This window comes from Hymenobacter pini (genome assembly GCF_020421205.1).
Taxonomy (GTDB): domain Bacteria; phylum Bacteroidota; class Bacteroidia; order Cytophagales; family Hymenobacteraceae; genus Hymenobacter; species Hymenobacter pini.
In genome coordinates this window covers 935027-947967 of sequence record NZ_JAIZZH010000002.1, presented here as the reverse complement: position 1 = coordinate 947967, position 12941 = coordinate 935027, and the positions used below count along the sequence as shown (strand labels likewise).

14 protein-coding genes are annotated in these 12941 nt (G+C 59.1%); 7 read left to right on the top strand and 7 right to left on the bottom strand.

Annotation, left to right across the window (positions count from 1 at the left end):
- The first annotated feature begins 198 nt into the window (after nt 1–198).
- The 3 genes from hslV (at nt 199) to LF252_RS10685 (ending at nt 2370) form a co-directional block, all read left to right on the top strand.
- Nucleotides 199–735, top strand: coding sequence for an ATP-dependent protease subunit HslV (gene hslV / locus LF252_RS10695; protein WP_226269570.1), 537 nt, complete (start codon nt 199–201; stop codon nt 733–735).
- Nucleotides 736–751: 16 nt separating this feature from the next.
- Nucleotides 752–1249 carry an STM3941 family protein gene (locus tag LF252_RS10690; RefSeq protein WP_226269569.1) on the top strand — a complete coding sequence of 166 codons (498 nt, stop codon included), beginning with the start codon at nt 752–754 and terminating at the stop codon, nt 1247–1249.
- A 149-nt stretch (nt 1250–1398) separates the two neighbouring features.
- The gene (locus LF252_RS10685) at nt 1399–2370 is read left to right on the top strand and encodes a deoxyhypusine synthase family protein (RefSeq protein WP_226269568.1); all 972 of its coding nucleotides are present in this window, start codon (nt 1399–1401) and stop codon (nt 2368–2370) included.
- An 84-nt stretch (nt 2371–2454) separates the two neighbouring features.
- On the opposite strand, the gene LF252_RS10680 is transcribed toward LF252_RS10685, so the two are convergent.
- The 3 genes from LF252_RS10680 to LF252_RS10670 form a co-directional block, all read right to left on the bottom strand.
- The gene (locus LF252_RS10680; RefSeq protein WP_226269567.1) at nt 2455–3360 is read right to left on the bottom strand and encodes a DUF3667 domain-containing protein; all 906 of its coding nucleotides are present in this window, start codon (nt 3358–3360) and stop codon (nt 2455–2457) included.
- Between the two features lie 106 nt (nt 3361–3466).
- Nucleotides 3467–3850: a hypothetical protein gene (locus LF252_RS10675; RefSeq protein WP_226269566.1), complete on the bottom strand. Its 384-nt coding sequence runs from the start codon at nt 3848–3850 to the stop codon at nt 3467–3469.
- A 48-nt stretch (nt 3851–3898) separates the two neighbouring features.
- Entirely contained in the window at nt 3899–5209 is a 1311-nt protein-coding gene (locus tag LF252_RS10670; protein ID WP_226269565.1) for a cystathionine gamma-synthase family protein, read from the bottom strand.
- Nucleotides 5210–5331: 122 nt separating this feature from the next.
- On the opposite strand from LF252_RS10670, the gene LF252_RS10665 reads away from it, so the two are divergent.
- The gene (locus LF252_RS10665; protein ID WP_226269564.1) at nt 5332–5661 is read left to right on the top strand and encodes a hypothetical protein; all 330 of its coding nucleotides are present in this window, start codon (nt 5332–5334) and stop codon (nt 5659–5661) included.
- 213 nt (nt 5662–5874) lie between these two features.
- Complete coding sequence (locus tag LF252_RS10660) at nt 5875–7185, top strand: cryptochrome/photolyase family protein (RefSeq protein WP_226269563.1); 1311 nt, start codon at nt 5875–5877, stop codon at nt 7183–7185.
- A 173-nt stretch (nt 7186–7358) separates the two neighbouring features.
- Here the strand turns inward: LF252_RS10660 and LF252_RS10655 are convergent, their stop codons facing one another.
- From LF252_RS10655 to LF252_RS10640, 4 genes are all read right to left on the bottom strand, one after another.
- Nucleotides 7359–8417: an N-acetylmuramoyl-L-alanine amidase family protein gene (locus tag LF252_RS10655; protein ID WP_226269562.1), complete on the bottom strand. Its 1059-nt coding sequence runs from the start codon at nt 8415–8417 to the stop codon at nt 7359–7361.
- A 195-nt stretch (nt 8418–8612) separates the two neighbouring features.
- A complete protein-coding gene (locus LF252_RS10650) occupies nt 8613–9464 on the bottom strand; it encodes an SDR family oxidoreductase (RefSeq protein ID WP_226269561.1) in 852 nt (283 codons plus the stop codon).
- A 196-nt stretch (nt 9465–9660) separates the two neighbouring features.
- A complete protein-coding gene (locus LF252_RS10645; RefSeq protein ID WP_226269560.1) occupies nt 9661–10500 on the bottom strand; it encodes an oxidoreductase in 840 nt (279 codons plus the stop codon).
- A gap of 82 nt (nt 10501–10582) precedes the next feature.
- Nucleotides 10583–11485 carry a helix-turn-helix domain-containing protein gene (locus LF252_RS10640; RefSeq protein WP_226269559.1) on the bottom strand — a complete coding sequence of 301 codons (903 nt, stop codon included), beginning with the start codon at nt 11483–11485 and terminating at the stop codon, nt 10583–10585.
- A 136-nt stretch (nt 11486–11621) separates the two neighbouring features.
- Between LF252_RS10640 and LF252_RS10635 the strand changes: the two genes are divergently transcribed.
- Nucleotides 11622–12041, top strand: coding sequence for a helix-turn-helix transcriptional regulator (locus LF252_RS10635; RefSeq protein WP_226269558.1), 420 nt, complete (start codon nt 11622–11624; stop codon nt 12039–12041).
- Between the two features lie 71 nt (nt 12042–12112).
- Nucleotides 12113–12874, top strand: coding sequence for an SDR family NAD(P)-dependent oxidoreductase (locus LF252_RS10630; protein WP_226269557.1), 762 nt, complete (start codon nt 12113–12115; stop codon nt 12872–12874).
- The last annotated feature ends 67 nt before the right edge of the window (nt 12875–12941 follow it).

Genomic DNA, 12941 nt, shown 5'->3' with positions numbered 1-12941 from the left:
CCGAGCGGAGCCGAGGAATCTCGCGTGCTGATGTCAGGATTACTCCCACAACGTCAGCACGCAAGATTCCTCGGCTTCGCTCGGAATGACGTTCTTAGGAGAAGCCGTTTGGGAAGCTCCGACTGGGCGTTGCCGCCGGATTCCTGTAGCTTTGCGGCTTCCTATTGAAAGACCACCCGTATTCTTCCTGATTTCGCCATGAGAATCCGTTCCACTACCGTGCTGGGCGTGCGCCACAACGGCCAGATTGCCCTCGGCGCCGACGGCCAGGCCACCATGGATAAGCACGTGGCCAAGAGCAACGTGCGCAAGGTGCGCAAGCTCCACGATGGCAAAGTGGTAACCGGGTTTGCCGGCTCCACCGCCGATGCCTTCATGCTACTCGATAAGTTTGAGGAGAAGCTGGGCGGCTACGGCGGGCAGCTGCGCCGCGCGGCCATTGAGCTGGCCAAAGAGTGGCGCAAAGACCAGTACCTGCGCAAGCTGGAAGCCATGATGGTGGTAGCCGATAAGGACGAGCTGCTCATCATTGCCGGTACCGGCGACGTGCTGGAGCCCGACTCCGACGTAGCGGCCATCGGCTCCGGGGCCATGTACGCCCAGGCCGCCGCCTTAGCCCTCAAAAAGCATGCGCCCCACCTCACGGCCCGCCAGATGGTGGAGGAGGCCCTGCACATTGCCGCCGATATCTGCATCTACACCAACCACAACCTCATGATTGAGGAGCCCAGCTAAGGCCTCATTCAGCACCATGACCGAAAACCTCATCTACCATAACTCGCGCTGGCGCTACGCCCTGCTCACGTTGGGCGGATTGGTGTTTGTGGCCATGGGCGTTTTCATGATTGTAACCGAAGGCAAGTGGGGCTTGGGGCTGATATCCATTGCCTTTTTCGGTACCGGCGTGCTGGTGGGTATCCGGCAGCTGCTGGATAGCCGCCCCCGCCTGCAAATCACCGATGAGGGCATTCTGGACCGCACCCTGGGCGTGGGCCTCATTCCCTGGGTCGACATTGACGATGCCTACGTGCACTCCATCAACCAGGAGAATTTCATCTGCTTGGTGCTGCACAACGAGGAAGAGTACCTGCAGCGCCTGCCGCCGCTGAAGCGCAAGCTGGCCAGCGCCAACGCCGCGCTGGGCTTCACCATGCTGTCCGTGAACCTGAGCGGCGTGGACCTGAACCCCGAACAGCTGCTGGAATACATCCTGAAGCAGAGCGCCGCCGCGCAGATGCACCAATCCTAGCACAACCACCCGCCCAAACCGTGCTATGGTGAGCAACCCAGCCCCAATAGCACACTATTCAGAATCTTCGATATACGCTTTTCGTATTGAACGATTCCGGGCCTTTTTTTGATAGAACACCGACACCCATTTACTGAACCTACGATCTGATGAACGTAACCAACTTCCTCAAGCACCACTACCGCCACTTCAACGCCGCTGCCCTGATTGATGCCGCCGAAGGCTACAACAAGCACCTGGCCGAAGGCGGGAAGATGATGATTACCCTGGCCGGCGCTATGAGCACCGCCGAAATGGGCATTCAGCTGGCCGAGCTGATTCGTCAGGACAAGGTGCAAATCATTAGCTGCACCGGTGCCAACCTGGAAGAGGATATCTTCAACCTGGTAGCCCACGACTTCTACGAGCGGGTACCCAACTACCGCGACCTGACGCCCGCCGACGAGCAGGCCCTGCTGGAGCGCCACATGAACCGCGTAACCGACACCTGCATTCCCGAGGAAGAAGCTATGCGCCGCCTCGAGCACTCGGTGCTGAAGTTCTGGGAAAAGGCTGACAAAGCCGGTGAGCGGTACTTTCCCCACGAGTTCTTCTACCAGATCCTGAAATCGGGTGAGCTGGAGCAGTACTACCAGATTGACCCCAAGGACAGCTGGATGCTGGCCGCCGCCGAGAAAAACCTGCCCATCATCTGCCCCGGTTGGGAAGACAGCACGCTGGGTAACATCTTCGCCGGCCACGTTATTTCGGGCGACATTAAGAACGTGCACACCGTACGCACGGGCATTGAGTACATGATTTACCTGGCCGACTGGTACACCACCCAAGCCACCGAGGAAAGCAAAGTAGGCTTCTTCCAGATTGGTGGCGGCATTGCCGGCGACTTCCCCATCTGCGTGGTGCCCATGCTGCACCAGGACTTGCAGCGCACCTCGGTGCCGCTGTGGGGCTACTTCTGCCAGATTTCGGACTCCACCACCTCGTACGGCTCCTACTCCGGTGCCGTGCCCAACGAGAAAATCACCTGGGGCAAGCTGGGCCAGGATACGCCCAAGTTCATCATCGAGTCGGACGCTACCATCGTAGCCCCGCTGGTGTTTGCCATGGTGCTGGGTCAGTAGTTTGCCCTATAACCCAGCTAGTAAAAAGCCCGCCGCTGAATATCAGCGGCGGGCTTTATTATGGGCTATTCAGATGATGGCTAACTAGTGCTGATTGGGCGTTATAGCTGGTTTGGGGGCCAGCTCAACCTGCTGCCCGTGCTGCTTGTGCTTCATGCCCTCCTTCAACGTGTTCCATTGTAGCGCAACCAACAAAATGCCGCCCAGAAAGCTAGGGATAGTAATGCCTAACACAAACGGGAAAAAGCCCCGGAGTATCCGTCCTGCCAGGCTCATTCCGGTGTGTTTCAGCAAGGAGCTATACGCCCAGGTGGCATACCCAAACGATACCATACTAACGCCAAAACTTATTTTTTGAATGGCAGGCGTGCCGGAGTAGAAATACATCAACGGCAAAGAAAACAGCGTTATGGCATTGCAAACGGCCGTAATGAAGGCGGCAATAACCAGGCACTCGGCGTAGTTGTACCCCCCACGGCGCAGGAAGAGGCGGGCAAATCCGGCAATAACCGGTATCAGCGCCACGTACACCCAATTCATGTACTTGGCCATAAATTCAGCCGCCGATTTCTGGGCCTGGTATAGTTCCACTGACACCGTTGGGTCACGGGGCGGTACGATGTCGATGTGAAGAAGGGAAGAGACGAAGGCAAACGTGCCCGTTACGACCAGCAGCAGTGACAGGGGCCGGAAGTGGTCGACGCGCTGCCCGGCCAAGTAAGCACGGATAGTAGGGCCGGGGCGGGTAATTATGGTGCGCAGGGAATAAATGATGCCCTTATCCACGTGCCACACGGAGTGCGGAATGTCGTGGAGCATATCGGTCATGGTGAACCGGTGGGTGTGGTGGGCATCCTGCCCGCACTGCCCGCAAAACCGGATGGCCACCGGCTGCCCGCAGTTCAGGCAGGCCTGGGCAGGGTGGTCATTAGAGGAAGCGGGGGCAGGATGAACGGCAACAGGCTCAGGGGAAAGAGAAACGGAGGACATACTGCGGCAGGCAGAGAACAGATGGCTGGATAATTGAAGAATTAATTATAGTGAATACTATATAAAAAGCCCGCCGCTGACGTTTAGCGGCGGGCTTTTTTATGTGCTAGTTTCGAACAGGATATACCTTATTTACTTTTAGCCACTCCCAACTAACCGCTTCTACACGAGAAGCACGAGCTTTAAGTTCTTCCAAGCCAAGTTGGGATATCCAAGCGTCGGCTCGATCATAGATATCAAAAAAAGGAATTGATGCTATAGAATCCTGCGCCAGTTTATCGGGACAGTAAATGCCGATGGCGGGATAATGCGGGCCTAGTCCGGGATTATGAGGACTAGATACTGCAATCAAATCATACTCAAGTGTTGGCGCTCCTTCGGGCAGGATTTCGGGAAAGGCCTGTCTGACTATCTCGTGACACTTGACTATTAAATCGAAATCCCATTCCTGCGGAATATCAATTTCAATTAGAGTATAACCTCGAGGCATTATCAGTTCTAGGGAGATTATTGAATGTTATCGTCTTTGGGTGGTCTGCTACACCTCCGCTACCTCCCGCACCGTTTGCGACAGGCCCACCGCCTCAAACGCCTGACTCAAATCCAGCATCAGGTCCTGCGGGTCTTCTACGCCGATGCTGAGGCGGATCATCTGGGGGGAGATGCCCATTTCGTGCTGCTCGACGGGGGTGATGTCGGAGTGCGTCATGGTGGCGGGGTGCTCGGCCAGGCTTTCGGTGCCGCCCAGGCTCACGGCCAGCTTGATGAGGCGCAGGGCGTTGAGGAAGCGGAAAACCTCGGCCTCGCCGCCCCGGATGTCGAACGAAATCATGGCGCCCGGCGATAGGCAGTGACGCTGGTAGATGTCCTGCTGCACGGGGCAGTGCTCTAGGTGGGTGAGGTAGTAGGTGCGGGCCACCTGCGGATGCTGCCGCAGCCAGTCGGCAATGAGTTGGGCCGAGGTGGCGGCGCGCTCCATGCGCAGCTTCAGGGTTTCGAGGCTGCGCATGAGCATCCAGCCGGTGTTGGGGTCGCACATGGTGCCCATGAAGGTGCGCATGGCCTTGATTTCCTTCATCAGGGCGCGGTTGCTGAGGGCCGCGCCGGCAATCAGGTCGGAGTGGCCGCCCAGGAACTTGGTGGCCGAGTACAGCACCACGTCGGCACCGTGCCGGAGCGGGTGCTGGAACACCGGGCCCAGGAAGGTATTATCCACCACCAGGCGCACGGGCTTCTCGGGGGTGCTGTGGCGGCGGGCCAGGGAGGCGCAGGCTTCCAGGTCCACGAGGTGGTTTGTGGGGTTGGCAGGCGTTTCCACGAACACCATGGCTAGGCGGCCGGGCGCTAGGCTGGCGGCCAGAGCCTCCATTTCCTGGGGCGTAGCGGTGGGGCGGAAGCCCACGGCCTCGATGCCGAACTTGCGGAGCACGTTTTTTAGGAAGAAATCGGAGCCGCCGTACACCGGCTCGGAGTGCAGCACTACGTCGCCGGGCTGCAAGAGGGCCAGCAGGGTGGTGCTGATGGCGGCCATGCCTGAGGCGAAGGAGGCGGCTTCCTCGGCCCCGTCCCAGAGGCAGAGACGGTTTTCCAGGATTTCGAGGCTGGGGTTATTGAGGCGGGAGTAAATCAGGCCCATTTCCTCGTCGGGGCCCTGTTGGCGCAGACCGTAGGCCAGTTCGAAGAAGGCTTTGCCCTCCTCGGCGTTCTTAAACACGAAAGTGGACGTCTGGAAAATGGGCGGTTTGATGGCGCCTTCGCTCCAGGCCGGCGTGTAGCCGTAGCTCATCATGAGGCTTTCGGGGCGCAGCGGCTGCCCGCCGATGTGGGCGTGGTCTTGCTGATTCAGCATAACAGGGTGGGAGTGGGGTGGATGGGAAAAATGGGTGCTGCGAAGGTAACTTTTCTGCCAGACCTAAAGCCCGGCCACCGCCGGGCCGTACCTTCGCCCCGTTCCACCCTCAGCCCGCCGCCATGCCCATCGACCTTGCCAGCTTCCTGCACCACACCCCCGAGAGTGAGAAAACCACCGTGTACGTGCACCTCGATGAGGACGAAATAGCCGCCTACGATGCCCTGCTGATAGCCCAGACGCGCTACCGCAAGCTCTACATCACCCTGGAGCCCAAGCGCCGCTACCTCATCCACACCCAGCAGCCTGACAGTGAAGAAGTGGAAATCGACTTTCTGCAGGACTACGAGGAAGTGGAAGCCCTCCTGGAGGACGCCGGCCTCGACGGCATCCACGACGGCGAGCAGGGGATTCTGTACCACAACCTGCTGTACCTGCTGATGAATCCGTAATGCAGTTGCTCGTAAATCCGGCTGCTAAATAATCCCCTGTCATCCTGAGCAGAGCGAAGGACCTTATGACGTTGCACCAGTCCGATTCAACGTCATAAGGTCCTTCGCTCTGCTCAGGATGACAATACAGCGCGTGGGCTAACTCAACTATAAACTCCGCCGTTAGCAGTACCCAACGGCCCGCCACTTGGCCGTTTCACTGCTAGCGTATTTATGAAAATCAATCTTTTCTGGCACCGCCGCGACCTGCGCTTCGAGGACAACGCGGGCCTGGCGGCGGCTCTGCAAGCCGAGGAGCCCGTACTGCCCTTGTTCATCTACGACAAAACCATCCTCGATAAGCTGAAGCCCGAGGATGCCCGTCTTACCTTTATTTTCGATCAGGTGGAGCGGTTGTCTGATGAGGCCCACGCGGCCGGTGGCGGCTTGGTGGCCCGCTACGGCAAAGTGCTGGACGTATTTCGGCAGCTGCTGAAGGACTATGACGTGGCCGCCGTGTACACCAATGAGGACTACGAGCCCTACGCCACGGAGCGCGACGCCGCCGTGGCCGCGCTGCTGCAGAAGCACGGCGCGGAGCTGCGCAGCTTCAAGGATCAGGTCATCTTCGCCAAGGACGAGGTGCTGACCAAAAACGGCAAGCCGCACAAGGTATTCGGGGCGTACTCCAAAGCCTGGCAGGCCCAGATGAAGCCCGAGGACTTCAAACCTCACCCTTCGGCCCGGCTCCTGAAAAAGGAAAACCTGGCCCAGCCCCTGGCCGCCGATAAAACCCGGCCCACCCTGCAAAAAATGGGTTTCAAGCGCCACGAGCAGTACACAGTGCCCGCCAAGCTACCCCCGGCTGAGGTAGTGAAGAACTACGATAAAACCCGCGACACGCCCGCTCTGGAGCGGGGCACCACCCGCATGTCGGTGCACCTGCGCTTTGGCACGGTCAGCATCCGCAGCCTCATGCAGCAGGCCGATAAACTCAACGAGAAGCTGCTGAATGAGATGATTTGGCGCGACTTCTTCATGATGCTGCTCTGGCACTTCCCCAACACTGCCACCGAAGCCTACGACCCCAAAATGCGCCACTTACCCTACCGCGACGCGCCTAAGGAGTACAAGGCCTGGTGCGAGGGCCACACCGGCCAGCCCTTTGTGGATGCGGGTATGCGCCAGCTCAACGAAACCGGCTACATCCATAACCGGGCGCGCATTGTGGCGGCCGGCTATTTGGTGAAGCACTTGTTTATGGATTGGACGCTGGGGGAGCATTACTTCTCCGAGAAGCTGCTCGACTACGATATGAGCAACAACGTGGGCAACTGGCAGTGGATGGCCGGCACCGGGGCAGTAGCCGCGCCTTGGTTTCGCGTGTACAACCCCGAAACCCAGCAAAAGCAATACGACCCCGACTTGGCCTACATCAAGAAATGGGTGCCCGAATACGGCACCGACAAGTACCCCAAGCCACTCATAGACCTGAAAGAAGGCCGGGACCGGGCTATCGAAGCCATCCGCAAAGGCCGGAAGTAGGCTGTGTATTGCGGGTTGGAATCTAGTCCGATCTGCCAAACCCAACTATCCGTCATTCCGAGCGAAGCCGAGGAATCTCGCGTGTTGATGTTAAGATTACCTTGCAACACCAGCACGCGAGATTCCTCGACTTCGCTCGGGATGACGGATAGTTGTGCTATGTATCCGTTGCCTTACCGGCCGGTATAGTCTGCCAGCAGGCCCTCATAAATCCAGTTGGCCAAGGCTTGGCGGTTGTCGGCCACCACGAAGCGGCGCTGGTCTTTGGCGTTGCGGATATTGCCCAGCTCCATAAAAACGGCCGGGGCGTGGCTGGTGCGCACCTCATACAAGCTTCCGCGCTCCGACACGTTGCCGGAATATGGTCGGTTGGGCTGGGCGCGCTTGTAGCGGTTGGTGAATACCTTGTGGATGTTCTTGGCCAGCCGCAGCCCGGCCTGGCTGTTGGCGTGGTGGTAAAAGAACACGTCGATGTTCTGCCCCTCGCTGCGGCTGTCCACGTGCAGACTCAGCAGGCGCTGGTAGGCTCCTTTGTGCCGGACGTAGAGCTTGTTAACCTGCGTAATGCGCTGGCGCAAACGGCCCAATTGGCTCAGCGGAATCACTTGGCGCGGATAGGTTAGCTCATCGTAGTCCATGGGCAGCACGTTCTGGTCCCGGATGCCGTCGTTGGGGTCCTGCACCATCAGGTACACGGTAGCGCCGTGCTCCATCAGCACCCGGGCTAGGCGGGCCGTCACATCATAGGCGTATTCATCCTCGGCCAGCTTGTAGGAGCCATATTTACCAATGGCACCGGGGTCGGGGCCGCCGTGGCCGGGCGAGAGGTAATACACGGCGCCGCGCAGGGCTCGGTCACGCACCGGTACCGGGCTGTAATTGGGCCCGAACAAAGCTGCCGGAAGCAGCGGCTGGGTGCTTTTACCGTGCGAGGTGGGGTTGCTGGCTTTCAGGCTGCCGCTAGCTTTCGACTTTGCGGCGGTAATTTTGGCTCTGGGGGCGGCAGCCGGCAATACGTAGTGTCGGCCTACCACCAAGCCGCCGGTTGGGGTAAAACGGCCTTGGTTGAGCTGCTTGAACTGCCGTTGCTGCTGGCGGGTGTTCAGGCCGTAGCGCTGGAGCAGTACCTGCACTCCGTCGCCGCGGCGGGCCACCGCTTTGCGCGTCTTGGTCTGGCCGAAAGCACCGCCGGAAATCAGAAAAAGCAGAACAAGAAGGGCAGCAGTGCGCAATGACAAAGGCGTAAGAGGATGGGCGAAACGGAAGCCCGAGCCGGATTACCCCAGAAAAAGAAGGTTCCGAATCGGGCTGGTGGCTCACCCTGCGGGTGGTACCAGAATGCAAAAAAGGCAGTAAATCTTCGGATTACGAACAAAAAAGGCCCGCAGCTATGCCACGGACCTTTTTTATATGCTATAAATACGATGTTAGTGCGCCGGTACCAAACTAGTATTGGTAACTAATTCCTGCCACTGCTGCATCTGTTGCTGCACCAGGGCTATTTTTTGCTCGGCCATGTCGTAGGCGTCAGCGCCCAGAAACACGTGTAGAGGTTGGTGTTCGGTTTCGCTAAGTTGCAGCAAGGCGGCGGCAGCTTTTTCCGGGTCGCCGGGCTGGTTGCCGTTTATTTGCTGCTCGTGGGCCTCCTGCGAGTCGCGCACAGCCTGGTAGGCTGCCAGCGGCTGCTGCGGAGTGCCCAGAGAGCCGCTGGTCAGGAAGTTGGTGCGGAAGTAGCCAGGGTACACCACGCTGGCTTGCACCCCAAATTCCTGCACTTCCGCCGCGTACGATTCGGTGAGGCCCGCCACCGCAAACTTGGTGGCGCAGTAGATGCCCCAACCCGGAAAGTTGCCCGTGAACCCGCCCACCGAGGAAATATTGAACACCCGGCCGGCACCCTGTCGCCGCAGGTGGGGGGTGGCGTGCCGCAGCACGTGCAGCAACCCAAATACGTTCACGTCAAAATTGCGGCGCGCTTCCGCGTCGGTCAGTTCTTCCAGCGCGCCCACCTGGCCAAAGCCGGCATTATTCACCACTACGTGCAGCCCGCCCAGCGTGCTGACGGTGGTTTCAATGGCCTGCCGCACACTGTCCTCGTTGCCGAGGTCCATGTGCAGGGGCAGGAAACGGCCGTTGCTAGGCGGCACGGCTTGTTGGAGCTCCTGCAGGTTGCGGGAGGTGGCTGCTACCGTGTAGCCGTGGGCCAGCAGGTGGCGTACCAAGGTCAGGCCCAGGCCTTTCGAGGCGCCGGTCACAAACCAGATGTTGTGGGTAGTCATGGAGTTGTTCAGTTTCGTGATAGGTCAGCGAATCGCTCAGGGCGAGGCTTGCGAATTGATACAGCATAGGAAAAGCGGTTAGAAAGTGGAGTAGCTACATAGGCAGACGCGCAGGCCCCCGTTTTATTGCAGCTGTAAGTGAAAAGAAACCAAATCGTAATATGGTAACCCTGCTCCCCGCCGGTCCTGGCTGCCGCTATTCCGCGAAGCCCGTTGAAACGGTAAGGGGGTGCCAGGCTTCCAGTTCCTGGCGGAAGGTTTCGAGCTTAAGCGTAGCCCGCTTGTAGGCATCTTGTCCGAGTAGCAAATGCACGGGCGGGTGGGCTGCCGCAGCCAGCTGCATGATAGCCCCCGCGGCTTTTTCCGGGTCGCCGGCCTGGGTGCCATTCATGGCGAGGTACTTTTCGTGCGAAGCCCGCACCGCTTGGTACGCCTCAATCGGCTGCCGGGCCAGTACCAGCGACTCGGGCGTGAGGAAGTTGGTGCGAAACGCGCCCGGGGCTACTACCGTCACTTTAATACCCAGCGGCGCCAGATCCTGCGCCAACACCTCTGACACACCCTCCACGGCATACTTAGTAGCCGCGTAAATGGCCCAGCCTACGTTGCCGGAAATACCCGCAATGGACGAAATATTGATAATGTGTCCGGACCCGGCAGTGCGCATGTGCGGCAGTGCCTGCCGTATCACATTCAGCATTCCAAACACATTCACGTCGAAGGCTTGGCGGGTTTCGGCATCAGAAAGCTCCTCCACGCTGCCGCCAATGCCGTAGCCGGCATTGTTGACCACCACATCCAGGCGGCCAAAAGTGCTGGTGGCCTGCGAAACGGCCTGCGCCACACTGGACTCGGTAGTGAGGTCGGTTTCGAGCGGAAGGAACGAGGCGGAGGCGTCGCCGAGGAGTTGGGTAAGGCTGCTGAGCCGACGGGAGGTAGCAGCCACGCGGTGCCCGGCGGCCAGCAGCTGCCGGACCAGCGCCAGCCCCAGCCCTTGCGACGCCCCGGTGACAAACCAGGTTTGAGATGTGCTCATAGTCGTGTGTGTTAGTACACTGCAAAACTAGAGCAGGGCAGAGGCCAGCGGCTTGCCCGTTTCAAACGGATGCTTGCAAAAATCAAACAGCGCGCACGGCGGTAGGGGTAGTGCCGGCCCGTTTGCGGAAGAAGTTGGTAAAGTGGGCCGGCTCCTCAAAGCCCAGGCAGTAGCTGATTTCCGCCACGTTCCAGGCCGTATGCTTGAGCAGCGCGTGGGCTTCCTGCACCAAACGGTCGGCAATGAGCTGGGTGGTGGTTTTGCCGGTTACCTCCTTCAGGGCCCGGTTGAGGTGATTGACGTGCACGGCCAACTGCCCGGCAAAGGCGTGCGCATTACGCAGACGCACTTGCTGGCCCGGCGTTTCAATGGGAAACTGACGCTCCAATAGCTCCGTGAACAGGGAGGCAATGCGGGTGGCGGCGTTGCTTTCCTGGTAGAGCGTGGTGGCGGGCTGCAGCTTCAGGGCGCTGTGCACCAGCTCAAACACGTAGTTGCGCAACAGGTCGTATTTGAAGGCGTAGTCTGAATCCAGTTCAGTGGCCATCTTCTCGAAAAGCTGCGTCGCACTGGCCAGCTGCGCATCGGTGAGGGAATAAAGCGGCTGCCCACCCGGCTTAAACATGGGTAGCTCCAGTGCCCCCGCGCCTTGCGTACGCTGCAGAAATGCCTCCGTGAAAATGCAGAAATACCCCGATTGGTCATCATCCAGCGGCTCCCAGTCGTAGGGCACCAGCGGGTTAGCAAACAGCAGGGCGTTGCCCCGTATTTCCACCGTCTTATCGGCGAAGTGGTAATTGCTGCGGCCCCTTACCAGTGTGATTTTGTAGAAGTCCTTGCGGCTGTAGGGTAAGTGGCAGGCATTCGGCCCCACAAAGTCGTCGAGCCGGAACACGTTGAAATGTCCGATATCCTGTTGCAGGTTGTCGGGCAGCCAATGGATCTTCTGCCGGTAGAAATCTTCGAGGGTGGTGGGCTTGATCATGACGCGCAATTACGTAAATCAAACCATTCAGCTGAGCAGATGTTTTAAAGACGACGGTAGCATAGCAGCCATTATCCAATATATAGCCTCCTCGTGCGTCAACCCGTTAGCACTCCTTCGCTTCCCCTCTGATACGATGCCAACTGTAATCATTCCGAAGAAAATTCTGGCCCGCCAGCACGAAATAACCGCCGATTTTACCCGTCTGGTCCACGCTCACGTGGATGATCTGGTGGCCGGCCGGGCCACGGAGGCACTGGAAATTCGGGATTTTGCCGGGCAGCTGTGCATTCACCCCACTCACCTCAGCAACACGCTTAGGCTGACCACCGGCGAGGCTCCCTGCGCCATTTATGAGCGTAAGCTGGTGGCGGTATCCAAGGAGCTACTCAGTGACCCGCGGCAGACAGTGGCCGAAGTGGCGGCCCGCCTCACCTACGACCACTCCAACTTCACCAAGTTCTTTAAGCGCTTTGTGGGCATCACGCCCCGGCAGTACCGGGAGGAGTTATGGGCCCAGCAGCGGGCCGAAACTTCGGAAACTGTCACCAATTAATCTGAACTACTCACCAGAAGCCAGCCGCCGGGCTGGCCGAACTTTGCCTTGTCAACTAACCTCCACAGCGCATGAGCACCACCAAAATAGCCCTGGTAACGGGCGGTAGCCGCGGCCTCGGCAAAAACATGGCCCAGCATCTGGCCCAAAAAGGCCTGGACGTCATCATCACCTACCATACCAAGCAGGCCGAAGCCGAGGCTGTAGTAGCGGAGCTGCAAGCCCATGGCCGAAAAGCGGCTGCTTTGCAGCTGGACACCGCCCACACCGCCAGCTTCCCGGCATTCTTTGAGCAGGTAAAAGCTACCCTGCACACTACCTTCGGAGCCGAGCGGTTTGATTTCCTCATTAACAATGCCGGCACGGGCCTCTACCAGCCCTACGAGCAGGTGGCGGAGCAGCAGTTTGATGCCATGCTGAACATCCACTTCAAAGGGCCGTTTTTCCTGACGCAGCAGGCACTACCGCTACTGAACGACAGCGGGGGAATCATCAACATTTCGTCGGGCCTGACGCGCATCGTCATTCCCAACTCCGCCACCTACGCCAGCATGAAGGCAGCCGTGGAAACACTTACCCGCTATCAGGCCAAGGAGTTAGCAGGCCGCCGAATTCGGGTGAACGTGGTGGCTCCGGGCGCTATTGAAACCGATTTTGGCGGTGGCCGCACCCGCGACAATAAGGAGGTGAATGCGCACATTGCCTCGCTTACGGCCCTGGGCCGCGTGGGCCTGCCCACCGATATTGGCCCGGTAGTGGCCTTCCTGTGCACCGACGAGGCAGGCTGGATCAACGCCCAGCGCATTGAGGTTTCGGGCGGGCAAAGTATCTAACCACCCAACCCGGTAAAACGAATCCGGCCCGGCTGACATTCCCCAATGGGCGTCAGCCGGGCCGGAT

What these genes read in the sequence shown, in the direction of transcription:
- hslV (WP_226269570.1), top strand. Translation starts at nt 199, where the DNA reads ATGAGAATCCGTTCCACTACCGTGCTGGGCGTGCGCCACAACGGCCAG.
- LF252_RS10690 (WP_226269569.1), top strand. Translation starts at nt 752, where the DNA reads ATGACCGAAAACCTCATCTACCATAACTCGCGCTGGCGCTACGCCCTG.
- LF252_RS10685 (WP_226269568.1), top strand. Translation starts at nt 1,399, where the DNA reads ATGAACGTAACCAACTTCCTCAAGCACCACTACCGCCACTTCAACGCC.
- LF252_RS10680 (WP_226269567.1), bottom strand. Translation starts at nt 3,360, where the DNA reads ATGTCCTCCGTTTCTCTTTCCCCTGAGCCTGTTGCCGTTCATCCTGCC.
- LF252_RS10675 (WP_226269566.1), bottom strand. Translation starts at nt 3,850, where the DNA reads ATGCCTCGAGGTTATACTCTAATTGAAATTGATATTCCGCAGGAATGG.
- LF252_RS10670 (WP_226269565.1), bottom strand. Translation starts at nt 5,209, where the DNA reads ATGCTGAATCAGCAAGACCACGCCCACATCGGCGGGCAGCCGCTGCGC.
- LF252_RS10665 (WP_226269564.1), top strand. Translation starts at nt 5,332, where the DNA reads ATGCCCATCGACCTTGCCAGCTTCCTGCACCACACCCCCGAGAGTGAG.
- LF252_RS10660 (WP_226269563.1), top strand. Translation starts at nt 5,875, where the DNA reads ATGAAAATCAATCTTTTCTGGCACCGCCGCGACCTGCGCTTCGAGGAC.
- LF252_RS10650 (WP_226269561.1), bottom strand. Translation starts at nt 9,464, where the DNA reads ATGACTACCCACAACATCTGGTTTGTGACCGGCGCCTCGAAAGGCCTG.
- LF252_RS10645 (WP_226269560.1), bottom strand. Translation starts at nt 10,500, where the DNA reads ATGAGCACATCTCAAACCTGGTTTGTCACCGGGGCGTCGCAAGGGCTG.
- LF252_RS10640 (WP_226269559.1), bottom strand. Translation starts at nt 11,485, where the DNA reads ATGATCAAGCCCACCACCCTCGAAGATTTCTACCGGCAGAAGATCCAT.
- LF252_RS10635 (WP_226269558.1), top strand. Translation starts at nt 11,622, where the DNA reads ATGCCAACTGTAATCATTCCGAAGAAAATTCTGGCCCGCCAGCACGAA.
- LF252_RS10630 (WP_226269557.1), top strand. Translation starts at nt 12,113, where the DNA reads ATGAGCACCACCAAAATAGCCCTGGTAACGGGCGGTAGCCGCGGCCTC.